Annotated in this window: 21 protein-coding genes and 1 pseudogene; 6 read left to right on the forward strand and 16 right to left on the reverse strand. The window is 74.5% G+C overall.

Going from position 1 to position 23,517, the window contains the following annotated elements; translation table 11 throughout:
- Nucleotides 1-42: 42 nt before the first annotated feature.
- The 3 genes and pseudogenes from FSW04_RS24330 to FSW04_RS24340 all read right to left on the reverse strand — a co-directional run bounded on the left by FSW04_RS24330 (nucleotide 43) and on the right by FSW04_RS24340 (nucleotide 3,205).
- Nucleotides 43-1,065 (reverse strand): annotated as a pseudogene (locus tag FSW04_RS24330) (aldo/keto reductase).
- A 10-nt stretch (nucleotides 1,066-1,075) separates the two neighbouring features.
- Nucleotides 1,076-2,233, reverse strand: a complete 1,158-nt coding sequence (locus tag FSW04_RS24335) for an acyl-CoA dehydrogenase family protein (protein WP_146922998.1) — start codon at nucleotides 2,231-2,233, stop codon at nucleotides 1,076-1,078.
- Between the two features lie 9 nt (nucleotides 2,234-2,242).
- Nucleotides 2,243-3,205, reverse strand: a complete 963-nt coding sequence (locus FSW04_RS24340; protein ID WP_146923000.1) for an NAD(P)H-dependent flavin oxidoreductase — start codon at nucleotides 3,203-3,205, stop codon at nucleotides 2,243-2,245.
- Nucleotides 3,206-3,310: 105 nt separating this feature from the next.
- On the opposite strand from FSW04_RS24340, the gene FSW04_RS24345 reads away from it, so the two are divergent.
- The 4 genes from FSW04_RS24345 (at nucleotide 3,311) to FSW04_RS24360 (ending at nucleotide 4,868) form a co-directional block, all read left to right on the forward strand.
- A complete protein-coding gene (locus tag FSW04_RS24345) occupies nucleotides 3,311-3,778 on the forward strand; it encodes a DoxX family membrane protein (RefSeq protein WP_146923002.1) in 468 nt (155 codons plus the stop codon).
- The gene (locus FSW04_RS24350; RefSeq protein ID WP_146923004.1) at nucleotides 3,775-3,993 is read left to right on the forward strand and encodes a hypothetical protein; all 219 of its coding nucleotides are present in this window, start codon (nucleotides 3,775-3,777) and stop codon (nucleotides 3,991-3,993) included. The genes FSW04_RS24345 and FSW04_RS24350 overlap by 4 nt, the downstream gene beginning before the upstream one ends.
- Before the next feature lie 93 nt (nucleotides 3,994-4,086).
- Nucleotides 4,087-4,632: an RNA polymerase sigma factor gene (locus FSW04_RS24355; RefSeq protein WP_228430722.1), complete on the forward strand. Its 546-nt coding sequence runs from the start codon at nucleotides 4,087-4,089 to the stop codon at nucleotides 4,630-4,632.
- Nucleotides 4,629-4,868 carry an anti-sigma factor gene (locus tag FSW04_RS24360; RefSeq protein WP_146923008.1) on the forward strand — a complete coding sequence of 80 codons (240 nt, stop codon included), beginning with the start codon at nucleotides 4,629-4,631 and terminating at the stop codon, nucleotides 4,866-4,868. Before FSW04_RS24355 ends, FSW04_RS24360 begins: the two co-directional genes overlap by 4 nt.
- Here the strand turns inward: FSW04_RS24360 and FSW04_RS24365 are convergent.
- The 3 genes from FSW04_RS24365 to FSW04_RS24375 form a co-directional block, all read right to left on the reverse strand.
- Nucleotides 4,855-6,168 carry a hypothetical protein gene (locus tag FSW04_RS24365; RefSeq protein ID WP_146923010.1) on the reverse strand — a complete coding sequence of 438 codons (1,314 nt, stop codon included), beginning with the start codon at nucleotides 6,166-6,168 and terminating at the stop codon, nucleotides 4,855-4,857. The genes FSW04_RS24360 and FSW04_RS24365 overlap by 14 nt on opposite strands.
- Before the next feature lie 97 nt (nucleotides 6,169-6,265).
- Nucleotides 6,266-8,614 (reverse strand): hydantoinase B/oxoprolinase family protein, encoded by a 2,349-nt coding sequence (locus FSW04_RS24370; protein WP_146923012.1) that lies wholly within the window; start codon nucleotides 8,612-8,614, stop codon nucleotides 6,266-6,268.
- Nucleotides 8,611-10,728, reverse strand: a complete 2,118-nt coding sequence (locus tag FSW04_RS24375) for a hydantoinase/oxoprolinase family protein (protein ID WP_146923014.1) — start codon at nucleotides 10,726-10,728, stop codon at nucleotides 8,611-8,613. The genes FSW04_RS24370 and FSW04_RS24375 overlap by 4 nt, the downstream gene beginning before the upstream one ends.
- Nucleotides 10,729-10,868: 140 nt before the next feature.
- Here FSW04_RS24375 and FSW04_RS24380 point away from each other — a divergent pair, with 140 nt between their 5' ends.
- Entirely contained in the window at nucleotides 10,869-11,912 is a 1,044-nt protein-coding gene (locus FSW04_RS24380) for a phosphotransferase family protein (RefSeq protein ID WP_146923016.1), read from the forward strand.
- 118 nt (nucleotides 11,913-12,030) lie between these two features.
- Here FSW04_RS24380 and FSW04_RS24385 read toward each other — a convergent pair whose 3' ends face one another.
- The 10 genes from FSW04_RS24385 to FSW04_RS24430 form a co-directional block, all read right to left on the reverse strand.
- Complete coding sequence (locus FSW04_RS24385) at nucleotides 12,031-12,786, reverse strand: SDR family NAD(P)-dependent oxidoreductase (RefSeq protein WP_146923017.1); 756 nt, start codon at nucleotides 12,784-12,786, stop codon at nucleotides 12,031-12,033.
- 3 nt (nucleotides 12,787-12,789) lie between these two features.
- Nucleotides 12,790-13,575 (reverse strand): SDR family NAD(P)-dependent oxidoreductase, encoded by a 786-nt coding sequence (locus FSW04_RS24390; protein WP_146923019.1) that lies wholly within the window; start codon nucleotides 13,573-13,575, stop codon nucleotides 12,790-12,792.
- 24 nt (nucleotides 13,576-13,599) lie between these two features.
- Nucleotides 13,600-14,376 (reverse strand): enoyl-CoA hydratase/isomerase family protein, encoded by a 777-nt coding sequence (locus tag FSW04_RS24395; protein WP_146923021.1) that lies wholly within the window; start codon nucleotides 14,374-14,376, stop codon nucleotides 13,600-13,602.
- Complete coding sequence (locus FSW04_RS24400) at nucleotides 14,376-15,902, reverse strand: class I adenylate-forming enzyme family protein (RefSeq protein WP_146923023.1); 1,527 nt, start codon at nucleotides 15,900-15,902, stop codon at nucleotides 14,376-14,378. Before FSW04_RS24400 ends, FSW04_RS24395 begins: the two co-directional genes overlap by 1 nt.
- Nucleotides 15,899-17,074 (reverse strand): thiolase family protein, encoded by a 1,176-nt coding sequence (locus FSW04_RS24405; protein ID WP_146923026.1) that lies wholly within the window; start codon nucleotides 17,072-17,074, stop codon nucleotides 15,899-15,901. The genes FSW04_RS24400 and FSW04_RS24405 overlap by 4 nt, the downstream gene beginning before the upstream one ends.
- Complete coding sequence (locus FSW04_RS24410) at nucleotides 17,071-18,210, reverse strand: acyl-CoA dehydrogenase family protein (RefSeq protein WP_146923027.1); 1,140 nt, start codon at nucleotides 18,208-18,210, stop codon at nucleotides 17,071-17,073. Before FSW04_RS24410 ends, FSW04_RS24405 begins: the two co-directional genes overlap by 4 nt.
- Nucleotides 18,211-18,224: 14 nt before the next feature.
- Entirely contained in the window at nucleotides 18,225-18,890 is a 666-nt protein-coding gene (locus tag FSW04_RS24415; protein ID WP_146923029.1) for a polysaccharide deacetylase family protein, read from the reverse strand.
- Nucleotides 18,891-18,914: 24 nt separating this feature from the next.
- On the reverse strand, nucleotides 18,915-20,102 hold the full coding sequence (locus tag FSW04_RS24420; RefSeq protein WP_228430724.1) for an iron-containing alcohol dehydrogenase: 1,188 nt from the start codon (nucleotides 20,100-20,102) through the stop codon (nucleotides 18,915-18,917).
- Nucleotides 20,099-20,890 carry an HpcH/HpaI aldolase family protein gene (locus FSW04_RS24425; protein ID WP_146923031.1) on the reverse strand — a complete coding sequence of 264 codons (792 nt, stop codon included), beginning with the start codon at nucleotides 20,888-20,890 and terminating at the stop codon, nucleotides 20,099-20,101. Before FSW04_RS24425 ends, FSW04_RS24420 begins: the two co-directional genes overlap by 4 nt.
- A gap of 113 nt (nucleotides 20,891-21,003) precedes the next feature.
- The gene (locus FSW04_RS24430; protein WP_187369071.1) at nucleotides 21,004-22,500 is read right to left on the reverse strand and encodes an MFS transporter; all 1,497 of its coding nucleotides are present in this window, start codon (nucleotides 22,498-22,500) and stop codon (nucleotides 21,004-21,006) included.
- Nucleotides 22,501-22,612: 112 nt separating this feature from the next.
- Between FSW04_RS24430 and FSW04_RS24435 the strand changes: the two genes are divergently transcribed.
- Complete coding sequence (locus FSW04_RS24435; protein WP_187369072.1) at nucleotides 22,613-23,458, forward strand: LysR family transcriptional regulator; 846 nt, start codon at nucleotides 22,613-22,615, stop codon at nucleotides 23,456-23,458.
- Nucleotides 23,459-23,517 lie beyond the last annotated feature (59 nt).

Below are 23,517 nucleotides of genomic sequence, written 5' to 3' on the forward strand. Positions count from 1 at the left end.
CGGGTCGGGACTCCACCCATACGTTCGTTCGGGGGGTTGACGTCAGCGGCGGCGCGCCGCGGGCTCCAGGGCGGGGCTGGCCCACCCGCCGTCGCCGGCGTTGAGGTTCGTGCCGGGCGCGACGATCTCGTCGATCCGGTCCAGCACCGCCGCGTCGAGGACGACCTCGGCGGCGGGCAGCTGGCTCTCGAGGTGCTCCATCGTTCGCGGCCCGATGATCGGGGCGGTGACCGCGGGGTGGTTGAGCACGAACGCCAGGGCCAGCTCGATGAGCGTCAGCCCGGCCTCCTGGGCCAGCACGGCCAGCTACTCGACGGCGTCGAGCTTGGCCTGGTTGCCGGGCAGCGAGAGGTCGTATCGGGCGGGCAGCCGCTGCGCCCGGCTGGAGCCGATCTGCTCCGCGCCCTTGCGCCAGCGGCCCGAGAGCCAGCCGCTGGCCAGCGGGGCCCACGGGATGACGCCCATGCCGTGGCGTGCGCACGTCGGCAGCACGTCGGCCTCGACGGCGCGGACGAGGATCGAGTACGGCGGCTGCTCGCAGGCGAACCGCTGCAGCCGCCGGTCGCGCGCGGCCCACTGGGCCTCGACGATCTGCGACGCGGGGAACGTCGAGGAGCCGATGGAGCGCACCTTGCCCTGGGCGACGAGGTCGGACAGGGCGCCGAGCGTCTCCTCGATGTCGGTGTCCGGATCGGGGCGGTGGATCTGGTAGAGGTCGATCCAATCCGTGCGCAGCCGGCGCAGGGAGTCCTCGACGGCCCGCATGATCCAGCGGCGCGAGTTGCCGCGCCGGTTGGGGTCGTCGCCCATCGGCATGTGGACCTTCGTGGCCAGCACGACGTCGTCGCGCCGCCCGCCGGCCAGCGCCTTGGCGACGATCTCCTCCGACTCACCCGCCGAGTAGACGTCGGCGGTGTCCAGGAAGGTGATGCCGGCGTCCAGGGCGCGGTGGATGATCCGGACCGAGTCGGCATGGTCGGGGTTGCCCCAGGCGCCGAACATCATCGTGCCGAGGCACAGCTTGCTGACCGAGACGCCGGTGCGCCCCAAGGTGCGGTGTTCCATGCCGACCACGCTACTCGCGTGCCGCGTCGCCCAGGACCGTCCGGGCGATGATGAGCTGCTGGATCTGGCTCGTGCCCTCGTAGATGCGGAACAGGCGGGCGTCGCGATACAGGCGCTCGACGGGGACGTCGCGCATGTAGCCGGCGCCGCCGTGGATCTGCACGGCGCGGTCGGCGACCCGGCCGACCATCTCGCTGCAGAAGTACTTGGCCGTGGAGGGGCCGATGGTGAGGTCGCTCCCGTCGTCGAACGCCGCGGCCGCGGTGCGCACGAGGGCCCGGCCGGCGCGCAGGTCGGTGACCGAGTCGGCGACCATGCCCTGGATGAGCTGGTGGGCGGCGATCGGCCGGCCGCCCTGGCGGCGCTCGGTCGCGAAGGCGACCTGCTCGTCGACGAGCCGCTGGGCCATGCCCACGCAGACCGCGGCGATGTGCAGGCGGCCGTGCGCGAGGCATTTCATCGCGGTGGCGAAGCCGCGGTCCACGCCGGCGGCCCCGCCGATGAGGCCGGCGCCGGCCACGCGCACGCCGTCGAGGTGCACGTCGGCGGTCCAGGCCCCGCGCTGGCCCATCTTGTGGTCCGGGGCCCCGACCTCCAGGCCCTCGGCGCCGGCGGGGACCAGGAAGGCCGAGATGCCGCGGGCGCCCGGCTGCTCGCGGCTCGTACGCGCGAAGACCATGAACAGGTCGGCGATCGGAGCGTTGGTGATCCAGCGCTTGCTGCCGTGCAGGATCCAGTCGTCGCCGTCGCGCTCGGCCCTGGTCGTCAGCGTGGAGGGGTCCGAGCCGGCCTCGGGCTCGGTGAGCGCGAAGCACGCGGTCAGCTCGCCCGTGGCCAGGCGCGGCAGCCACGCCTGCTTCTGCTCCTCCGTGGCGCCCTCGAGCAGGACGTGGCCGGCGATGCCGTTGTTGGTGCCGAACATGGAGCGCAGCGCCGGCGTCGTGTAGCCCAGCTCGAAGACGAGCTCGGCCTCCTCGGCCATGGAGAGGCCGGTGCCGCCGTAGCGCTCGGGGATCGCGAAGCCGTAGAGGCCCATCTCGCGGCAGGCCTGGCGGAGGTGCTCGGGGACGGCGTCGTCGGCCTCGATGCGCTGCTCGAGCGGCACGACCTCCTGGCGGACGAACTCCCGCACGGAGGCCACGATCTGCGTGAAGGTCTCGGGGTCCACAGGCGGTCCTCAGCCGCGCCCGAGCAGCGCGGCCGCCTCGCCGGTCATGCGCGCGATGACGTCGGCGGCCGGCTCGACGGCCGCGATGAGCCCCACGCCCTCGCCGACGAACGTGTTCGCGCGCTGTGGGTCGCCGGCCCGCCAGCCCTCGTCCCAGTCGCGGCCGGCCTCCTCGCCCGCGCGGCGCAGGTCGTCCTCGCGCCCGTGCCAGCGCTCCGTGAAGCGGTTGCGCAGGACGCGGGCGGTGAACCGCTCGGGCCACTCCCGGCCTCGGGCGATGTCCATCACGCTGCTGCGGATCGTGGCGTCGCCGTCGGCGGCCAACGCGGCGGCCTGCAGGCCGTCGGGGACGTCGGCCTCGACGGTCGCCCACAGCCGCGACCCGACGAGCACGCCGTCGGCGCCCAGCACGAGCGCGGCGGCCAGCCCGCGGCCGTCGGCGACGCCGCCCGCGGCGCACAGCAGTGTCTGCGGCGAGCGGTCGGCGAGCAGGTCGGCGATCTCGGGCACGAGCGTGAACGTCGCGCGGCGGTCGCCGTGACCGCCGGCCTCCGCGCCCTGGGCGACGATGACGTCGGCCCCGGCCTCCAGCGCCAGCAGCGCGTCGCCGCGGGTCTGGACCTGGCAGAGCAGGGGCACCCCCGCGTCGCGCACGCGCGCGGCGAACGGGCGCGGGTCGCCGAAGGACAGCAGGACGGCCCGAGGGCCGCGCGCCAGCGCGTGGTCGAGCATCTCGGGCGTGCGCTGCAGCGACCACGTGATGAAGCCGCAGCCGACGGCCTCGCCGTGCGCGGCGTCGAACTGCGCGTCCAGCCACGCGCGGTCGTCGCCGTAGCCGGCGCCGACGAGCCCGAGGCCGCCCGCCGCGCTGACGGCCGCGGCCAGGCGGCCGCCCGCGGCGAAGGCCATCGGGGCCAGCACGACAGGGCGGGCGAGCCCGAGCCGCTGGGTCAACCGGGTGGTGAGCGCCATCGGGCGATGATAGGAGCCGCCGGGCGGCCGCCGGGCGCCGGGGTAAGGATCGGGCCCGGCACGTCGCAGACCCAGGGACGCATCATCGACCGAGGAGTCCCGCAGATGTCCGCCCACACCGCCTCGCCCCCGCTGCCCGCCGCCGCCGGACCGGCGGCCGCCGCCGCCGACGCGGTCGCGCAGCGCGCCGCCGCCGGCCACCAGGCCTTCCTGCTGCTGCGGCTCGCCTTCACCGTCGCGCCGATCGCCTTCGGCCTGGACAAGTTCTTCAACATCCTCGTCGACTGGACGCAGTACCTCGCGCCGTGGATCGACGACATCCTGCCCGGCAACGCCCACGACGCCATGCACCTGGTCGGCGTCGTCGAGATCGCGGCGGGGGTGCTCGTCGCGATCAGGCCCCGCTACGGCGCGCCGCTGGTCGCCGTGTGGCTGGGAGGCATCATCATCAACCTGCTCTCGCTCCCGGGCTACTACGACGTGGCCCTGCGGGACTTCGGGCTGCTGCTCGGCGCGCTGACGCTGGCGCGGCTGGCCGTCGCCTACGACCCTCCGGGGCGGCGACGGCGATGAGCCGGACGTCCTCGCACAGCGACGCGGGCCTGGACGCCGCCCTGCCCTGGCGCCGCAGCCGGCTGCGGCGGGCGGGCTTCGACGCCCGGCTGGCCGCCGAGATCGCCGCCGATCTGCGCTATGACCTGGGGGCCATCGTGGCGCTGACCGACCGCGGCTGCCCGCCCCGGCTGGCAGCCCGCATCGCGGCACCGCTGGACGAGCGACGCCCATGACCCGGCCCCTGCCAGACCCCCACCCGAACCCCGCCGCACCGCGATGACCTGCTCGCGGCGCTGCGGGGCGAGGGTCCACGCCACGAGGAGGCCGTGCGGGAGCTGCACGCGCTGCTCCTGCGCGCCGCGCGGTTCGAGCTCGGCCGCCGGGCGTCCGCGCTGGCCCAGGTCCGCGGCGAGGACCGCGAGGACCTCGCGCTGCAGGCCGCCGACGACGCGTTCGTCGCGATCATGGGCAAGCTGGACGGGTTCCGCGGCGAGAGCCGGTTCAGCACGTGGGCCTACAAGTTCGCCCTCTACGAGGCCGCCGTGCGGGTGCGCCGCCGCGCATGGCAGCACCGCGAGGTCGTGCTGGACCCGGCGCTGTGGCCGGCCCTCGGCGACCACGCCGACGGGCCGGCGGCCCGCCACGAGCGGGCCGAGCTGCTGACGGCGATCCGCGAGCTGATCGGCAGCGCGCTGACGCCCCACCAGCGGGAGGTGCTCGTCGCCCTCACGATCCAGGACGTGCCGATCGACGTGCTCGCCGAGCGGCTGGGCAGCACGCGCGGCGCGCTCTACAAGGCCCTGCACGACGCCCGCCGCGCGCTGCGCTCGCACCTGGCGGCGGCGGGCCACGACCTGGCGTGGATCGCATGACCCACCGCGACCCCGAGCCGATCCTGCGCCGCCTGCTCGGCCCGGCCGGCCCCGAGACGACGTGCGATGCGTGCTTCGAGCAGCTCGACGTCTACGTCGACCGCGAGGTGCTGCTCGGCGACGCCGAGCAGGCCATGCCGGCGCTGGCCGCCCACCTGCGCGGCTGCCCGGCCTGCGCCGAGGACCACGCGAGCCTGCTGGCGATCGCCCGCGAGGCGGGCGCTACCCCTGGGTGAAGACGCGGACGGGCCCCTGCCCGCCGGCCGTCCAGGCCACCGCCGTGAAGCGGCCCGCGGCGGCGACCGCCGCCGACGTCCAGACCGGATGCAGGTCGCCGGGTCGCGAGGTGGCCGTGACGGCGGCGGCCGGCAGCGGCGCGCCCGCGGCGCCCTGGCGGATCTCGAGGTGCCGGTCCGCCCCGTCGGCCCACACGACGGCGGCGGTCAGGGTGCCGCCGGCGTCGAACGCGAGCTGCGGGGCCAGGGCGAAGGCGCCGGCCGGCGTGAGGGCCTGGGCCGCGGCGAACGGCGCGCCGGACGCGCGCGTGGCCAGCCACGCCGGCATCCCGAGCCGGTCCGGCGGCCACCCGCTCGCCGCCCCGCCCCAGCCGACCGCGGCGGCGCTGTGGGGGCCGGCCGCCAGCTGCGGCGCCGAGGCGGCCGCGTCCGCCGGGCTGACCGTCTGGGCCGGGTCCAGGAGCGTGAAGCCGGGACGGCCGGCCGCCGCGAGGACCGCGCCGGGCTCGCGCCACGCGGCCACGGGCGTGTCGTTGGGCGAGACGGCGAGCACGGGGGCGCTGCCGCCGGTCTGCGACAGCGGCCCGATCGGGCCGAAGCGCCCGCCGAGCCGTCCGACGGCGGTGGCGACGAACGTCCCGCCGGGGCCGTCGGCCGTCCAGACCAGGTGCAGGCGGCCATCGGGCGCGATCGCCCACCAGACGGGCGTGTAGGGCAGCGTGAGGGTCGTCCGCGGCGTGCCGAACGGGCGCCCGGGCGCCCGGGCGGCCAGCTGCAGGCCGACGTCGTCGCGGTACCAGCCCGCCAGCAGCCCGCCGCCCGGCGCGGCGACGACGCGCGGCTGGGCGCGCCAGGCCGTCGTCGAGCCGCCGATCGTGCGCGGCGCCGCGAACGCCCGCGCGCCGGCGGCCAGCGCCGCCCGGATCCGGAAGTGGGGACGGCCCGGAGCCTCCTCGGCCCAGGCGACCACGGCGTCGCCGCCGGAGCTGACGGCGACCTGGGGCTCCAGCACCCGGCCGTGGGCGGCGGCGCGCGCGATGACGCGGGCGGCCCCGAAGCGGCCGCCCGCGCGCCGCAGCGCGGCGACGATGCGCCGGTCGCCCGCGACCCACGCCACGACGCCGTCGCCGCGCGCGTCCAGCCCCACGTGCGGGACCGAGAGCGACACGGGTCCCGTCAGCGTCTGCGGCGCGTGCCAGGTCGCCGCCGGGGCGGAGGCCGGCGCGCCCACGGCCAGCGCCAGCGCGGCGGCGGGCAGCAGGAGGCGGCGGACGGGACGACGGGCGAGGGCGGCGAGCATGCCGCGGATCCTGCTCGCCCCGCCGCCGGCCGGCATCCGTGCCCGGGCGCACCGCGGGCGGGCGAAGCCCGCAGGCGCCCTGGGTGGCGTGCCGCAGCTACGGCCCGAGCAGCACCATCTCCGGGGCCGAGGGCGTGCCCGCGGGCAGGATCTCGGTGGTCATCAGGGTCTGGCAGCCCGGGCAGCAGAAGGCCCGGAACTCCAGCGGGACGTCGATGAAGTGCGACGGGTCCTTCCCGCCGCCGCCCGGGATCGTCATCGGGGAGGCGACCCCCATGAGCAGCGCCTGCTTGTAGTCGGCGGTGTAGTCGCAGATCGCGGTGTCGCACTCGCGGCAGGCCAGGACGCGGTGCTCGCCCTCGTCGCGCGCGACGAGGTACTCGTGGCGCAGGTGCGGCGGCTCGCCGGCTGCCGGCGTCGTGAACGCCTGCGGCGCGCCGGAGGCGGGGCTCCACGTCGCGCGCTCGGCGCGGATCTCGGCCCGCCGGGCCTCCGTCGCCGCCGCGTCGAGCTCATCACCGTCGAGCACCACGCCGTAGACCTGGCGGGCCGCCTCCACCGAGACGTAGCCGTCGTTGACGTCGGTCACGACGCGCTCGGGCTCGCGCTTGAGCGGGTCGCCGTACCCGCCGCCGCCCAGGGCCGTGCCCTCGAGCACCGCGCCGGGCCGCATCTGGACGGCGTTCTGCTTGGGCGCGAAGAAGGTCCGCTCGCCGTAGCCGATCTCGTCGACGTCGCCGGGGATGCGCTGGCGGGCGAACTGGTCCAGGACGTCGGTCTCCTGCAGGATCGTCAGCCGCGAGGACGGCGACGGCCAGCCGCCGAACAGGCCCGGCGCGCACATGACGCTCGCCGCCTGGGCGCCGGCGAACCCGACGGCCGCCATGCTCTCGGCCCGGTAGCGGGTGAACGCGTAGCTCACGCCGATCCCGCCGCGGAAGCGCCCGGCGCCGCCGCTGTCGGCGAACTCCTTGCGGTACAGGTAGAGCACCGGGTACCACTGCTCGACGGACTCCACGCTGAGCAGCCCGGCGAGCGGGCTCCAGGAGGGGCCCTTGGTGTTGACGCCGTCGTTGGCCTGCCGCGCGCCGCCGCCCAGGGCGTAGAAGTCCAGGACGGCCTGGCCGTAGGGCTCCTTGCGGTCGTTGACGCCGGCGATGACCGCGATCTGGAAGTCGGGCGTCGCCGTGACGGCGTCGGACGCCAGCTCGGGATCGCAGGCCAGCATGCGGCTCAGGCACGCCTGCATCGCCACGAGGTTGGTCTGGACCTGCACGACGCTCGCGCTGACGGCGATCGGGTGCTCGGCGCACGACATGAGCCCGGGCTCGACGTCGTACTCGACCAGGCGGCTCGCGCCGCCGACGGAGAACAGCTGCTCGTAGACCATCATCACCGACAACGCGCCGGTGACCGAGCCGACCATGCCGACGAACGGGAACGCGAGCGGTCCCGCGTCGGGCTGGCGGTCGCTGCCGTGGTTGTCGATGACCAGGCGGTCGTCGCGCTTGGTCACGTTGAGCACCAGCCGGTAGGTCCGGCGGTCGCCGGGCAGCGCGGTGTCGAGGTAGCGCACCTCGGTCCACGTGCCGTCGGGGATGCGCCGCAGCTTCCTGCGCATCCCCTCCTCGGCGTTGGAGATGATCTGGCGCATCGCGGCCTTGACGACGTCGGGCCCGAACTCCGCGCACACCTCCAGGAGCTGCTCGGCCGCGAAGACGCAGCCGCTGATCTGCGCCCGCAGGTCCAGCGCGACCATGTCGGGCATGCGCGAGTTGCGCAGGTACATGCGTTCGAGGTCGGTGCGCATCCGCCCCTTGGACACGATCTTCAGCGGCGTGAAGATCGTCGGGTCGTGGAAGACGTCGACCGCGTCCTGCGGCCAGCCGCCGGGCTGCACGCCCCCGAGGTCGTACTGGTGGCCGGCGTTGGACACCCAGGCGAAGATCCTGCCGTCCACGAACACGGGCCGGCAGAAGAGCACGTCCATCTCGTGGATCGCGGCGATCCACGGGTCGTTCATCACGAAGACGTCGCCGTCCTCGATGCCCGGATCGGTGCTCAGGTTCTCCAGCAGGTAGCGGACGCCGTACGGCGCGCCGCCGTTGAGGAACTGGATGTACGGCGCGTTCTGGACGATCTCACCGTCCTCGGTGAGGATCGACATGTTGAAGTCCAGCGTGGCGAACACCGGCGAGCCCGACACGCGGGTGACCTGGCGGCCGTGGGCGACGTTGATCGAGAACAGCCGGTTGCGGAGCACCTCGTAGGAGACCGGGTCGAGGTCCTCGACGGCGTCCTCGTGGAAGCCGAGCGACGGGTCGACGCGGTCGCGCCAGTCCGGGCGCGGGCGGTAGCCGATCTTCACCCCGTCCCACACGCGCCCGTCGGTGGGCTCGAAGACGTCGCCGCGCGGGGCGGCACCGGCCTGGGGGTTCTGGGTCATCGCCCTTCTCCTTCCTGGTGCAGGTCGACGACGACGCTGCCGAACGGGTCCATCCCGACGGTCGCCGCGTCGGGGACCACGACCGACGTGTCGGGGAACTCGACGATCGCCGGCCCCGTCACCTGGTGCCCGGGGCGCATCAGCGCCCCGTCGTAGACGGCGACCGGCGCGCGGCCGCGCGGGCCGACGACGCCGCGCTCGCCGATGGGCTCCAGCGGCGCGTCGGCGCCGTCGGACATGGTCTGGATCGTGAAGTCGCCGGCCGACGCGCGGGCCCGGACCATGAGCCGGGTGATCGCCATGCCCGCGGCCGCGTAGCCCGTGCCCTCCCCGAAGAGGCGCGAGTACTCGACCTCGAAGGCGCCGATGAGCTCCTGGACCTTCGCGTCGTCGTAGTCGCCACCGGGCGCCGGGACCTCGACCTCGTTGACCTGCCCGCGGTAGCGCATCTCCGTCGCGCGCTCGATGACCACGGCGTCGGCGGGCACGCCCTGCGCCGTCATGCGCGCCATGGCGTGCTCCTCGATCTGCGGCCACAGGGACTTCAGCTCGTCGGCCGAGAACGGCGAGGTCAGGCTGACGGCGAAGTCCTCCACGACCAGGACGTCGGCGCTGGCCACGCCGAACGCCGACCACCCCGACGCCAGGTCGCTCAGCGGGATGACGACGCGCCTGATGCCCAGCTGGCGCGCCAGGGCGGCACCGTGCAGCGGGCCCGCCCCGCCGAACGCGAAGAGCGAGAACCCGCGCGGGTCGTATCCCTGCTGGACGCTGGCGACCCGGATCGCATCAGCCATCTGGCTCTCCACGATCCGCAGCGCGGCGGTCGCGGTCTGCTCATCGTCGAAGCCCACCGCGGCGCCGGCGGCGGCCAGCGCGCGCCGGGCGGCGTCCTCCTGGAGGACCATCTCGCCGCTGAGGAACTTCTGCGGGTCGATGTAGCCGACGACGAGGTCGGCGTCGGTCACGGTGGCCAGCTCGCCGCCGCGGCCGTAGCAGGCCGGCCCGGGGCGCGCGCCCGCGCTCTGGGGCCCGACCCGCAGCGTGGAGAGCTGCTCGTCGTAGCGCACGATGCTGCCGCCGCCCGCCCCGATCGACTGCACGTCGAGCGTCGGGATGAAGTACTCGTACTGGCCGTGCCAGGTCGTCGGGCGCTGGATCGGCACGCCGCCGCGCAGCACGCCGACGTCGAGCGTGGTGCCGCCCATGTCCGCGGTGATCACGTCGCCCGCACCGCCGTCACCGCCCGCCGCGGCCGCCAGGGCGCCGGCGCCGATGAGCCCGCCGACGGGGCCCGAGTGCATCGTCAGGATCGGCCGCCGGCGCGCCTCGCTGGCCGCCACGACGCCGCCCGCGCAGGTCATGACCTGCAGCGGCCGTCCGAAGCCCAGCTCCTTCAGACGGCCCTCGACGCGCTCGAGGTAGTCCTGGACGACGGAGCCGACCAGCGCGTTGATGACCGCGGCGGTCGTCCGCTCGTACTCGCCGGTCCGGTTGACGACCTCGGAGGCGACGGAGATGAACGTGCCCGGGGCGTGCTCGGCGACGAGCTCGACGAGGCGCTCCTCGTGCACGGGGTTGGCGACCGACCAGATGCAGGAGATCGCGATCGCCTCGGCGCCCGTGTCGACCAGGCGCCGGATCGCGGCGACCGCGCCGGCCTCGTCGAGCTCGACGACGACCGCGCCGTCGAAGGCGATGCGCTCGTCGACCTCCTCGATCATGTCCTTGGGCAGCAGCGGCGCGTCCTTGGTGTGCGCGGCCAGGTGCGCGATGTAGTCGGGGGGAGCGCTCCACAGGCGCTGGCCGCCGCGCATGATCGCGATCGCGTCGCGGTGCCCGCGCGTGGTGAGCAGCCCCACCTTCGCCGTCCGGTTCTCCACGAGCGCGTTGGTCCCCACGGTGCACCCGTGGAAGATGCCGTCGGCCTCGGCGACGAGCTGCTCGAGGGGGATCCCGACGTGGTGGCCGGCGGCGGCGATGGCGTCGATGAAGCCGGTCTCGAAGTCCGGCGGCGTCGACGGCGCCTTGCCGATCGTCAACTGCCCCCCGTCGCCGACGATGATGCAGTCGGTGAACGTGCCCCCGATATCGACTCCTACGACATGGCCCATGCGCGCCCTCTCCTCGTACGGCCACGCGGCCGGTGGTCGCTGATTGACGCCGCACCGTAACCACTGGCGCCCGCCGGGCACAAGCACGACCGGTCGGTCGAAGCCGTCGCGTCGACGGGCGAGGGCGGTAGGTTCCGGCGATGCCCGACGCCGGCGCCGAGCTCCCGGGGATCGACCGTGCCGCCGTGCAGGACTGGCTGGGCCGGCACGTGCCCGGACTCGAGCCGCCGCTGGAGTTCCGGCGCGTGGGGCGCGGCCGCTCGAACCTGACCTACCGCGTGTCGTCGGCCGGCGGCACGACCGCCGTGCTGCGGCGCCCGCCCGTCGCCGGGCAGGTCGAGTCCGCCCAGGACATGGGCCGCGAGCGCCGTGTCCTGGAGTGCCTGGCGGCCGTGGGCCAGCCCGTCCCGCGCCCGCTGGCGCACTGCACCGACATCCGGGTGACCGGCGCCGACTTCTACGTCATGGAGCACGTCGACGGCGTCGTGGCCGACTCCGAGCAGGCGGTCCACGACGGCCTGGCACCGGAGGCCCGCGCCCGCGTGGGCGCCTCCCTGGCCCGCACGCTGGCGGGGCTGCACGCGGTCGACCACGAGGCCGCCGGCCTGGCCGACTTCGGCCGCGGCCAGGACTACGCCGGCCGCCAGCTGCGGCGCTGGTCGCGGCAGTGGGAGCTCACGCACACACGCGAGCTGCCGGCCGTCGACCGTCACGCCGCACGCCTGCGCGACACGGTGCCTCCGCAGGACGCCACCTCCGTCGTGCACGGCGACTACACGACGTTCAACACGATCCTGGGCCCCGACGGCGAGGTCCGCGCGATCCTGGACTGGGAGCTCTCGACGATCGGCGACCCGGTCGCCGACCTCGCCTGGCTGCTCATGTGGTGGCCCGACGACCAGCGCAGCGCGCCGCTCGGCGCCACGCCGGTGTCGCTCATGGACGGCTTCGCGCAGCGCGCCGACGTGCTGGAGGCCTACGTCGCGGCGTCGGGCCGCGACGTCGAGCACCTGCGCTGGTGGCTGTCGCTGTCGTACTGGAAGCTGGCGGTGATCCTCGAGGGGATCCTGTACCGCTGGCACCAGGATCCCGCGATGGGCGGCCACGACCCCGGCGCCCTGGAGCCGGGCGTCGAGAAGCTCGTGGGGCTCGCGGAGGAGACGCTGGCCGAGGGCGCGCGCTAGGGCAGGTCGTGGCCGACGGCGCGACGTCGTCCGGCGCGCCGGGATGGGACGGCGCGGTCGGCGGCTCGATCTGCCGCGCCCGACGGACTGGTGGCACACCGCGCACTTCATCGCACGCTCATGCCGCCAGTCCCCCGTCGACCACGAACGTCTGGCCCGTCACGTAGCTCGCCTCGTCGGAGACCAGGAACGCGACGAGGCCGGCGACCTCCTCGGGCCGCCCCAGCCGGCCGAGCGGGATGCGCGCGACGAGGTCGGCGGCCAGGCTCGCGTTCTCCTGCACGCCGGCCGTCAGGTCGGTGTCGACGTAGCCCGGCGCGACGCCGTTGACCCGGATCCCGGCCGCGGCCCAGTCGACGGCGAGCGTGCGCGTCATGGCGTCCATCCCGCCCTTGGACGCCACGTAGGGCATCCCGCGGCGGGTGCCCCGGATCGCGGTGGCCGACGACACGCCCACGATGCTGCCGCCGTCGCCCTGCTCGAGCATCCGCCGCGCCGCCGCCTGCACCGCGAAGAAGACGCCGCGCAGGTTGACGTCGACGAGGTCGTCCCACATGTCGGTCGTCATCGCCTCGGGGCGCACGAAGTACGGGTTGATGCCCGCGTTGGCCACGAGCGCGTCGATCCGACCGAAGCGCCCGGCCACCGCGTCGACGGCGGCGGCGCTCGCGTCGGGGTCCCGCACGTCGACCGCGACGCCCAGCGTGGGCACGCCGTGCTCCCCGGCCACGACCCCGGCGATCGCGTCGGCGTCGGCCTGCGCCCGGCCGCTGACCGCGACGATCGCCCCCGCGGCGGCCAGCCGCAGCGCGCACGCCCGCCCGATGCCGCGCGTGGCGCCGAGCACCAGCACGACCTTGCCGGCGCAGTCCACCGCTCAGACCGCCATGGCGTACCCGCCGTTGACCGGGTACGTCTGGCCCGTGATCCACGACGCCGCGTCGGACGCCAGGAAGAGGGCCATGTTGGCGGCGTCGTCGGGCTCGCCCAGCCGTCGCACGACGTAGCTGCGCAGGATCCGCTTGACCACGTCGTCGTCGGCCGTCATGCCGGCGGTCGCGGGCGTGCGCATCGCCGACAGCGCGACGCAGTTGGCCGTCACCCCGGCACGGCCCACGGCCTTGGCCAGCGCCCGCGTGAAGCCCGCCGCCCCCGCCTTGGCCGCGGAGTACACGACGAGGTTGGGCTCGCCGACGCGGCCGGCGTCGGAGACGATCGTCACCACGCGCCCGTGCCCGCGCTGCACCATGCCGCCGACGGCGGCCTTCGTGCAGTTCAGGACCCCGAAGAAGTTCGCCCCCAGCCAAGGAGCCCACTCCTCCGGCCCGGTCTCCCAGAACGGCGTGGCGTCCTCGATCGAGGTCTCCGGGCCGGCGTTGCCCGCGTTGTTGACGAGGATGTCGATCGGGGCGAGCCCCTCCTCGCCCCGGGCCACCATGGCGCACACGGCCGCGTGGTCGGTGACGTCGCACTGCACGGCCAGCGCCCGCGACCCCTGCGCCTCGATCTCGCCGACCACCGCCTCGGCCCGCTCGAGGTAGAAGTCGTTGACGACGACCGCGGCGCCGTGGGCGGCGAAGGTCAGGGCGATCTGGCGCCCGACGCCCTGGCCCGCGCCGGTGACGAGGGCCGTGCGGCCGGAGAGGCTGAGGAGGTCCTGCATGTCCGTCCTTGACTCGGTGATGGTCTAGGCGCCCGTGAAGTCCGGGTCGCGCTTGTCGTGGAAGGCGGCCAGGCCCTCGGCCATGTCGGCCGACCGGCTGTGCAGCGCCGAGGCCGTCAGCTCGGCGCGCAGCCCGACGTCGGGCGGCGCCTGCAGCGCATCGTCGGCCAGCTGCTTCATCCGCCGCAGCCCGAGCGGGCTCTTGCCCGCCATCTGGGCGACCAGCGCGTCGACGGCGTCCTCGAGCTCGGCGCCGGGCACGACGTCGTTGAGCAGACCGCTGTGGCGCAGCTCGGCGGCCGGCAGGAACGCACCGGTGAACATGAGCTGCTTGGCGAGCGCGGGCCCGACGCGGCGCGGCAGGCGCACGGTCCCCCCACCGCCGGGGATCAGCCCGTAGTTGGCGTGCGCGTCGCCGATCTTCGCCTCCTGCGCGGCCACGACCAGGTCGCAGCACAGCAGCATCTCCAGCCCGCCGGCCAGCGCGAACCCGTTGACGGCCGCGATCGTCGGCAGCGGCAGCTGCTCCAGGCGCCGGAACGTCGTGCCGACGTCGGTCAGGAAGCGCACGAACGCGTCCTCGCCGCCAGACCCGGCGACGACGCCGAGGTCGGCCCCGGCGCAGAACGCGCGGCCCGACCCCGTGATGACCAGGACCCGGATGCCCGGATCGCCCTCGGCGGCGTCCATGGCCGCCTCCAGGCCCGCGAGCAGGTCGCCGTTGATGCTGTTGAGCGCCTCCGGGCGCTGCATCCGCGCCCACAGCGCGGCCCCCCGGCGCTCGGTCTGCACGGCGCTCATCAGCCGACCCTCCGGGCCTGCCCGGCCCAGTAGCGGTCGCGCACCCGGCGGCGCATGAGCTTGCCCGAGCCGGTCTTGGGCAGCTCGTCGACGAACTCGACCACGCGCGGCTTCTTGTAGCCGGCCAGGCGCTCGGTGCACGCGGCGACGACCTCGTCCTCGGTGACCGTCATGCCGGGGCGCGGGACGACGACGGCGGTGACCGCCTCGCCCCACTGCTCGTCGGGCGCGCCGACCACGGCGACCTCCTGGACGGCCTCCAGGCTGGCGATCGCGTTCTCGACCTCGGCCGGGTAGACGTTGTAGCCGCCGGTCACGATCATGTCGCGCTTGCGGTCGACGATGTAGAGGTGGCCGTCGTCGTCCAGGCGGCCGAGGTCGCCCGTGGCCGCCCAGCCCTCGGCGTCGATCGTCTCGGCCGTGAGCTCGGGCTTGCCCCAGTAGCCCGCCATCACCGTGTCGCCGCGGACGACGATCTCGCCCACCTCGCCCGCGGGGAGGTCGGTGCCGTCGTCGCCGACGATGCGCAGCTCCACGAACGGGTTGACGCGGCCCGCGGAGGCCAGCCGCTGCGGCGGCGGCCCCGAGGCGTCGAAGCGGTGGTCGCGCTGCGACAGCGCGGTCAGCGGCATCGGCGTCTCCGACAGCCCGAAGAACTGCACGAACACGTCGCCGAAGACCCGGACGGCGCGCGCGAGGCGGTCGGGGGCGATGCCCGAGCCGCCGTACATGATGGTCCTGATGCTCGACAGGTCGCGGCCGCCCGCCTCGGCGTCGGGCAGCATCAGGTTGAGCATCGTGGGCACGAGCGGCAGCGTCGTGACCCGGTCGCGCTCGATGGCGTCGAGCACCGCCGCGGGCTCGAAGGCGGCGTGCACGAGGTGGCACGCGCCGCGCGCGGAGTAGGTCGGCTCGACGTAGCCGCTGAAGTGGCTCAGCGGCGCCACATGCAGCACGACGTCCTCGGGGTCGACGACCGGCAGCTCGACCATCGAGTTGCGCATCATGGCCACCCAGTTGGCGTGCGTGAGCATCGCGGCCTTCGGCAGCCCCGTCGTCCCCGACGTGTAGAGCAGCGCGCACAGGTCGCCGGGCGCGGGCGGCGCGTCGGGCGGCTCCGGCGACCCCGCCGCCAGCAGCGCCTCGAAGTCCTCGCCGAACACGATGAGCTCGGCGTCGATGCCGTCCAGGCGCCCGGCCCATTCCGGGCTGACCACCAGCGCGCGGGCGGCGCAGTCGGCGACGATGCCCCGCACTTCGTCGGGGTGCAGCTTGTCGCTCGGCGCGACCCGGACGTAGCCGCCGGTGAAGATGCCGTGGGAGGCCTCGATGTAGGCGGGGCTGTTGGGGGCCACGAGGGCCACGCGGTCGCCGGGCTGCAGCCCGCGCGCCCGCAGCCCGCTCGCGAAGCGGTGCGCCCGGTCGCCCAGCTCGCGGTAGGTGCGAGTGACGGGCCCGTCCACGAGCGCCGGGCGGCCGGCGAAGCGCCGGTAGCTCGCCTCGAAGATCGCGGCGACCGTGGTCACCCCGTCGCCTCCAGGATCGTGACGCAGGCGACGGCCTGGTCGGGCCCGAGGAACCCGCCGGCGTTCTCGGCCAGCGCGATCCGCGCGCCCTGCACCTGCCGCGCGCCGGCGCGGCCGCGCAGCTGGTCGGTGAGCTCGACGAGCTGGGCGCAGCCCGTGGCGCCGACCGGGTGGCCCTTGCTGAGCAGGCCGCCGCTGGGGTTGACGGGGATGCGGCCGCCCAGCATCGTGGCGCCCGAGGCCAGGAACGCGGGCCCCTCCCCCTCGCCGCACAGCCCGAGCTCCTCGTAGATCTGCAGCTCGGCCGGCGCCGCGGCGTCGTGGACCTCGGCGACGTCGACGTCGCCCGGTCCGACCCCGGCCTGCGCGTAGGCCTTCTCGGCGGCGCGCTCGACGGCGAGCGGCCCGTCGTCGTCGCGGCCCGTGGCCAGCGCCGTCCCGCGCACCTTGACCGCGCCGTCGCCGGCGCGCAGCACGAGCGCCGCGGCGCCGTCGCCGATCGGCGAGCACATGAGCAGCTTCAGCGGCCCGCTGATCGTCCGGCTGGCGAGCACCTCCTCGACGGTGACCTCGTCGCGGTACTGCGCGTGCGGGTTCAGCGCGCCGTGGTGGTGGTTCTTGACCGCGACCTGGGCGAAGTCGCGCTCCGTCGCGCCGCTGCGTTCCATGTAGCGCTCGGCCAGCAGCGCGTAGATGTCCATGAACAGCGAGCCCGTGCCGGGCGTGCCGTCCTCGCCGTAGACGAATGTCTCCAGGTCGCCCCGGCGCTCGAGGTCGATCCCCGCGCCGAGCGCGGCGAACGGACGCTTCCGGTCGGCGTGCGCCATCTTCTCCGCGCCGACCACCAGCGCGGTCTCGCACTGGCCCGAGGCGACGGCCATCCACGCCAGGTGGAAGGCCGACGACGCCGAGGCGCACGCGTTCTCCACGTTGAAGATCGGGATCCCGAGCAGGCCCGTCTCGCGCAGCGCGGTCTCCCCGCGGATCATCTCCTGGCCGGTGATCAGGCCGGCGGTGGCGTTGGCGAAGAACGCCAGCTCGACGTCGGCGGGACCGAGCCCGGCGTCCTCGAGCGCCCCGCCGACCGCCTGGGCGGCCAGCGACCGCAGCGGCGTGTCGAGGAACTTGCCGAACGGCGTCATGGCCGCGCCGGCGACGGAGACGTCCCTCATGCCCCCACCGCCACGGCGCTGGAGCGGAGCACCTCGCGCGCGATGACGAGCTGCTGGATCGTCGGCGTGCCCTCCTCGAACCAGTTCAGCCGCGCATCCCGGTACAGCCGCTCGACGGGATGGCGGCGCGTGTACCCGATGCCGCCGTGGACGAGGATGGCGCGGTCGGTCACGCGGCCGACGGCCTCCAGCCCGAACAGCTTGCACACGGAGGCCTCGCGCGGGATCCGCCGGCCGGCGTCCCACTTGTCGGCCGCGTCGTCGAGCATGAGGCGCAGCGCGTGGATGTCGACCTCCATCTCGGCGATGTAGCGCTGGACGGCCTGGCGCTGGGCGATCGGCTTGCCGAACGTCTCGCGCTCCAGCGCGTGCTTGACCGACAGCTCCATGGCGTACTCGGCGGTGCCCAGGGACGAGGCGGCCACGAACACGCGGCTGATCTCCAGCGCGCGCTCCATCTTGGTCAGGCCGTCGCCCTCCTCGCCCAGGCGATTGGCGACCGGGACCCGCACGTCGGTGAACGTGAGCAGCCCGTGCTGGCCGCCCTTGCAGCCCATGGTCTCCGGCAGCGCCTCGATCGCGAAGCCGGGCGTGTCGCGCTCGACGACGATCGCCGACAGCGTCGCCGGGTCAGTCTTGGCGAACACGATGAAGTGCGACGCGAAGTCCGAGTTGGTGATCATCCACTTGCGGCCGTTGATCACGTAGTCGTCGCCCTCGCGCCGCGCCGTGGTCGACGTGTCCAGCCCGGTCCCCGAGTCCGGTTCGGTCAGCCCGAAGGCCACGGACTTCGTGCCCGCCGCGACGCCGGGCAGGATGGCCTCGCGCTGGGCGTCGTCGCCGAGCTCGTAGAGCGCGTGGCCGATCGAGTTGTGGACGTGCACGAGCGCCCGGATCCCGCCGTGCACCTTGGAGACCTCGGCGATCAGCGGCAGGTACTGGCGCACGGTCATGCCGTGGCCGCCGTAGGCCTCCGGGATCAGCCAGCCGAACCCCCCGATCCGCTCCAGGGCCGGCCACAGCTTGTCCCGGGGGATCGACTCGGTGTCCTCGATCTCGGCCTCCAGCGACGCGACATCCTGCCACAGGCCGTCGAACGCCTGCGCGCGGAGCTGCTCATAGGCTTGCGTGTCCATGGTGTCCTCCTAGATCAGTGCATCAGGAAGCCGATGTCCTGCAACGGCTTCCCACGCTCGACGAGGATGGTGTCGGGCGAGAACTCCTGGACGAACTCGTGGCCGCGCTCGAGCGCGATCGTGATGAACTCGTCCAGCCGGGCCATCGCGCCGACGTCGACGTTGTCGGGATAGCCGGCGATGTCGTGCAGGACGATCGTCGACCAGTCGCGCGTCTCGATGTCGTCCAGCGCCCGGCCGACCCACCCCTCCTTGTCGTCCCAGTCGTGCGGCAGCGAGTTGAAGAACACGATCGTCGCGCCGTCCTCCTGGAGGCGCTGGACGTCGATCTTCTTGAACACGCGGTCGTTGACGATGCCCGCGTTGCAGAAGGGCCGGTAGAGGCGGTCGGGGTGGGCGAGGTCGCCGAGCACGTCGAACGTGCTCTTGACCTCGACGTCGTACGCGTCGTCGCGGTCGATGTCGCCGAGCGAGTAGACGTGGTTGTAGGAGTGGTTGGCGATCCAGTGGCCCTCGTCGCGGGCGCGCTCCAGCACGCCGCGCAGCTCGGGCCAGAGCAGCAGCCGGCGCCCGACGACGAAGAACGTGGTCTTGATGGCGCGCGCCTTGAGCACGTCGAGGACGTGCGGGGTCCAGACGGCGTGCGGGCCGTTGTCGAACGTCAGGGTCAGCTTGGCCATGGCGGCTCCTTCATCGGGTCGCGGCTACCACGCCGCCTGGAAGAGGTCGAGCAGGTCGGCGCGTGTCAGCGGCCGCGGGTTGACCGCGGCGCCCATGTCGCCCAGGACGCGGTCGGCGACGTCGTCGAGCTCGGGCCGGGTGGCGCCGGCAGAGCTGAGCGTGTGCGGAACGCCGAAGCGCTCCAGGCGCCCGATGAACGCCGCGAGCCCGTCGATGACCGCGGCCGCGGCGGCGTCGGGCGCCAGGCCGCCGACGTCGACGCCCAGTGGCTCGGCCAGGCGCACGATGCGGTCGCCGACGACGCCGGCGTTGAAGCGCAGGACGTGCGGCAGCATGATCGCCGACGTGACGCCGTGCATCATGTCGAACTGCGCGGCGAGCTGGTGGCCGATGGCGTGCGACAGCCCGGCCCCCACGTTGGTCAGGGCGTAGATCGCCAGCCAGGCCCCGAGCAGGCACTCGCTGCGGGCCTCGAGCCGGTCCTCCTGCGCGCTCTCCTCAAGGTGGGCGCGCATGATCCGCAGGCTCTCGGCGCCCAGCGCGTCCATGAACGGCACGTGGCGCCGCGACAGCGTGCCCTCCACGGCGTGGTCCAGCGCGCGCACGCCCGAGGCCGCCCACAGGTCGGCCGGCGTGCGCAGCGCCAGCTCGCCGTCGAGGATCACCGCGGTCGGCGCGAACGCCGGCCCGACATACAGGTGCTTCTCGTGGCGGTCGAGATCGGTGATCCCGAACAGGTTGGTGTGCTCGGAGCCCGAGAGCGTGGTGGGGACCGCGATGTGGGGCGGTGCCGTGGCCGGCAGCGCGGGCACCTCGAGCTGGTCGGGGTAGGTGAAGCGGATGTGGTGCTCGTCGAACTGCCCGGCCGCCTCGATGCCGGCGGCCAGGCACAGCGCGACGCCCTTGGCGCAGTCGATCGGCGTGCCGCCGCCGACCGACACGAGCGTCTCGGCCCCGGCGGCGCGCGCGGCCTGCGCCGCCTCGATCACCGCGGTGCGCGGGACGTGCTGGGCGACCCCGGCGTGCACGCCGGCCAGGCGGTCGCCGAGGATGTCGCGCAGCTGGTCGTCGAGGCCGCTCGCGAGCAGGGTCCGCGACGCGATGACGAACGCCCGGCCGTCGACGAGGTCGGCCAGGCCGGCCAGCGCGCCCGGGCCGTACCGGACCTCGGCGGTCCGCGGGTAGGCGAAGCGCCCCGTCAGCGCGCTCACGCCGGCGCGGCCGCCAGGATGGCCCGGAACTGCTCGACCTCGGCACGGGCGGCGTGCCACAGGATCTGGCTGTCGACGTCGGCGCCGATCATGCGGGCCCCGAGGCGGACCCACTCGGCGGCCTTCTCCGCGCCCTCGGTGAAGATCCCGACGGTCTTGCCCGTCGTCGCGGCGCGGGCGCACACGTCCTGGAAGGTCTCCCGGACGCTGGGATGGTCGACCTCGCCGGGCACGCCGAGCGACTGCGACAGGTCGTAGGGCGCGATCATGACCACGTCGAGCCCGTCGATGGCCAGGATCTCGTCGATCGACTCGTAGGCCGAGCGGCCCTCGAGCAGGATGCCGACGATCACCGCCTCCGACGCCTCGGCGTAGTAGTCGGGGCCCTTGGCGGCCGAGTAGTCGGCCGAGCGCACGAACGGGCACAGACCACGGGCGCCCCTCGGCGCGAAGCGCGCCGCCCGCACGGCCGCGCGGGCCTCGTCCGGGGTGTCCACGTGCGGGACGAGCACGCCCGCGGCGCCGACGTTCAGCACGGCGCAGATGAGCTCCGGGCGGTTGGCCAGCACGCGCGACATCGCCGGGATCCCGCGCCCGTGCGCGGCGCGCATCATGTTCTCGGCGACCTCGATGCCGAACGCGCCGTGCTCGAGGTCGACGACGACGAAGTCGTAGCCCGCCAGCGCGAAGATCTCGACCAGCCCGGGCGCCGGAAGCTGGACGAACGGACCGGCGACGGCCTCGCCGGCGGCCCACTTCTCACGGATCTTGTGCGCGTCTGCGTGCATGGGTCAAACCTCGCTGTGGCGGGGAGTGCACACGTTCGCGCACTCGATGGGTCATGGCTACCACACGTTCGTGGCGCCCGGCCCCGCACAAACGGAGGTGCTCGACGGCCGGCTCAGTCGGGCACGTAGGGCGGCTCGCCCAGCGGGGCGGCGGCCCCGATCTCGCCGAGCACGTCGAGGTGCTCGCCCGGCGCGCCGCGCGCCCGGGGGATCAGCAGCGCGAACCCGGCGCCCACCAGCGCCATCGTGGCGCCCACGACGAACGCGGTCCGGAACCCGGACTCCGCCGGCGCCGTGCTGCCCGCCGCGGCGCTGCCGGCGAGGATCGTCGCGACCACCTGGCCGCCGAGCGCGGCGCCGATGCCGCGCATGACCGTGTTGACGCCGGTGGCCTCGCCCGTCTCGCTGCGGGGCACGGCGTCGATGATGAGGTTGGGCAGGGCCGCGTAGCCGAGCCCGACCCCGGTCAGGGCGACGCTCGTGAGCACCAGGACCAGCAGGTAGCTGCCGTGGCTCCAGGCCAGCGCGAGCATGCCGGCGCCGTTGATCACGCCGCCGACGGCGAGCGGGATCCGGCTGCCGAAGCGCGCGCCGATCATCCCCGACACCGGCCCGGTGACGAGCATGAGCAGCGAGCCGGGCACGAGCAGCAGCCCGGCGATCGTGGCGTCGTCACCGAACCCGAAGCCGCCCGAGCTCGGCGCCTGCGCGAGCTGGGGCACGAGCACGTAGGACCCGAACATGCCGAAGCCGATGAGGATCGTCACCACGTTGGTCGCCAGCACCGGCGGCTGGCCCAGCGTGCGCATGTTGACCAGCGGGTGCTCCGTGGCCCGCTCGAGCACCACCCAGCCCGCGAGCACGACCGCGCCGGCGGCGATGAGCCCGAGCGTGCGGGGGCTGGCCCAGCCCCAGGTCTTGGCCTCGCTGATGGCGACCAGCGGCAGCACGAGCCCCACGGCCATGACCACGGCGCCGCGGATGTCGACGGGCGCCGGACGGCGCACGAGCGACTCGGGGATGTAGAGCCGGCAGGCCACGGCGGAGACCGCGCCGACCATGGCGCTCGCCCAGAAGATCCAGTGGTAGTCGGCGTGGTCGACGAGCAGGCCGCCGACCACCAGGCCCACGCCCGAGCCGACGCCCACCGTCCCCGATATGACGCCCACGCCGGTGCGAACCCGCTCGGGTGGGAATTCGTCGCGGATGACGCCGAAGGCCAGCGGGAACACGCCGACCGACGCCCCCTGCACGACGCGCCCGAGGACCACGATGACGAGGGTATCGCCCAGCGCCGAGATCACGTTGCCGACGGTGAACAGCACGAGGGCCAGGACGAGGATGACGCGCTTGCCGAACATGTCGCCCAGGCGGCCGAAGACCGGCGTCAGGACGGCGGCCGACACCATGTAGCCGCTGAACGTCCAGGCCACCGAGCCCGCGTCGGTGTGCAGCGCGCGGATGAGCTCGGACAGCGCCGGGAACAGCGTCGTCTGGCCCATGGCATAGGCCATGCCCGCCGAGCCCAGGACCAGGAGGGTGCGGGTGGAGTCAGGGCGCGCGGCGTCGCCGGCCTGGGGCGGGCGCGCCGGTTGCGGGCCGGTGGGCACGTCCCGCCAACCTAGCTGGCGCAGCGTGGATGCGGAACTGGTGGATCCGCTACGAGCCGTGTCAGCGCGCGGGTATCGTGCGCGCCGTGGCGGTCGACCTTCGCCATTTCCGGTGTTCATCGTGGTGGCCGAGGAGGGCAACATCGGCCGGGCCGCCGCACGCCTGTTCATCACCCAGCCGGCGCTCTCCCGGCAGATGCGCCGGCTCGAGGAGGAGCTCGGCGCGCAGCTGCTCATCCGTGTCCCGCGGGGCGTCGAGCTGACCGGCTCCGGGCGCGAGCTGCTCGACAAGGCACGCGTCGCGCTCGCCGCCGCGGAGGACGCGCTGACGATCGGCCGCGGCAGCGAGCCGCGCGGCCGGCTCGCGCTCGGCGTCACCATGGCCTCCCACCAGGAGTGGTTCGGGCTCGCCGAGGCGTTCCACGAGCGCTACGGCGCGGTCGACATGGAGGTCCACTCCGCGCTGAGCGACGTGCTCCAGCGCCGCGTCGCGGGCGGCGAGCTGGACGCCGCGATCGTCCTGGAGCCCAACCGGCTGCCGGCGCTGACCTACCACCACATGCGCGACGAGCCCCTGTCGGTGTGGGCGCACCCCGGGCATCGCCTCGCCGATCGCGGCGAGCTCTCGCTGCGGGACCTCGAGGGCGTACGGGTGCTCCTGGTCGGCGGCGCCGCCGGCAGGACCTCCGGGTTCAACCGCCGCGTGCGGCGGCTGTTCGACGCGGCGGGCATGCGCCCGCAGTTCCAGGAGGCCCCCGACCTGGTGCCGATGAACGCGCTGCGCACGCCTGATGCGCTGTCGGTCTCGGTCGCCACCGGGTTCCCGGACGCCGTCGCGCGGCTGACGCTGGTGCCCGCGGCGTCCATGAGCTACGAGGTCGTGCACCGCACGGATGCGGGCACCGCGGCGGTGCGCGCGTTCGCCGCCTTCGCGGCACGCCATGCGCGCGGCGCATGACGCGCACGCGATCGGCATTGGATCGCCGGAGCGACGGGTCATAGCGTCGCGCCCATGAC

The sequence above is a fragment of the Baekduia soli genome (assembly GCF_007970665.1).
GTDB classification, from domain to species: domain Bacteria; phylum Actinomycetota; class Thermoleophilia; order Solirubrobacterales; family Solirubrobacteraceae; genus Baekduia; species Baekduia soli.

Bases quoted from the DNA above. Each gene is read 5' to 3' on its own strand.
- FSW04_RS24375 (WP_146923014.1), bottom strand. From the start codon at position 10,728: ATGGGCCATGTCGTAGGAGTCGATATCGGGGGCACGTTCACCGACTGC.
- FSW04_RS24425 (WP_146923031.1), bottom strand. From the start codon at position 20,890: ATGCACGCAGACGCGCACAAGATCCGTGAGAAGTGGGCCGCCGGCGAG.
- FSW04_RS24370 (WP_146923012.1), bottom strand. From the start codon at position 8,614: ATGACCCAGAACCCCCAGGCCGGTGCCGCCCCGCGCGGCGACGTCTTC.
- FSW04_RS24350 (WP_146923004.1), top strand. From the start codon at position 3,775: ATGAGCCGGACGTCCTCGCACAGCGACGCGGGCCTGGACGCCGCCCTG.
- FSW04_RS24405 (WP_146923026.1), bottom strand. From the start codon at position 17,074: ATGAGGGACGTCTCCGTCGCCGGCGCGGCCATGACGCCGTTCGGCAAG.
- FSW04_RS24415 (WP_146923029.1), bottom strand. From the start codon at position 18,890: ATGGCCAAGCTGACCCTGACGTTCGACAACGGCCCGCACGCCGTCTGG.
- FSW04_RS24345 (WP_146923002.1), top strand. From the start codon at position 3,311: ATGTCCGCCCACACCGCCTCGCCCCCGCTGCCCGCCGCCGCCGGACCG.
- FSW04_RS24380 (WP_146923016.1), top strand. From the start codon at position 10,869: ATGCCCGACGCCGGCGCCGAGCTCCCGGGGATCGACCGTGCCGCCGTG.
- FSW04_RS24360 (WP_146923008.1), top strand. From the start codon at position 4,629: ATGACCCACCGCGACCCCGAGCCGATCCTGCGCCGCCTGCTCGGCCCG.
- FSW04_RS24395 (WP_146923021.1), bottom strand. From the start codon at position 14,376: ATGAGCGCCGTGCAGACCGAGCGCCGGGGGGCCGCGCTGTGGGCGCGG.
- FSW04_RS24365 (WP_146923010.1), bottom strand. From the start codon at position 6,168: ATGCTCGCCGCCCTCGCCCGTCGTCCCGTCCGCCGCCTCCTGCTGCCC.
- FSW04_RS24410 (WP_146923027.1), bottom strand. From the start codon at position 18,210: ATGGACACGCAAGCCTATGAGCAGCTCCGCGCGCAGGCGTTCGACGGC.
- FSW04_RS24340 (WP_146923000.1), bottom strand. From the start codon at position 3,205: ATGGCGCTCACCACCCGGTTGACCCAGCGGCTCGGGCTCGCCCGCCCT.
- FSW04_RS24390 (WP_146923019.1), bottom strand. From the start codon at position 13,575: ATGCAGGACCTCCTCAGCCTCTCCGGCCGCACGGCCCTCGTCACCGGC.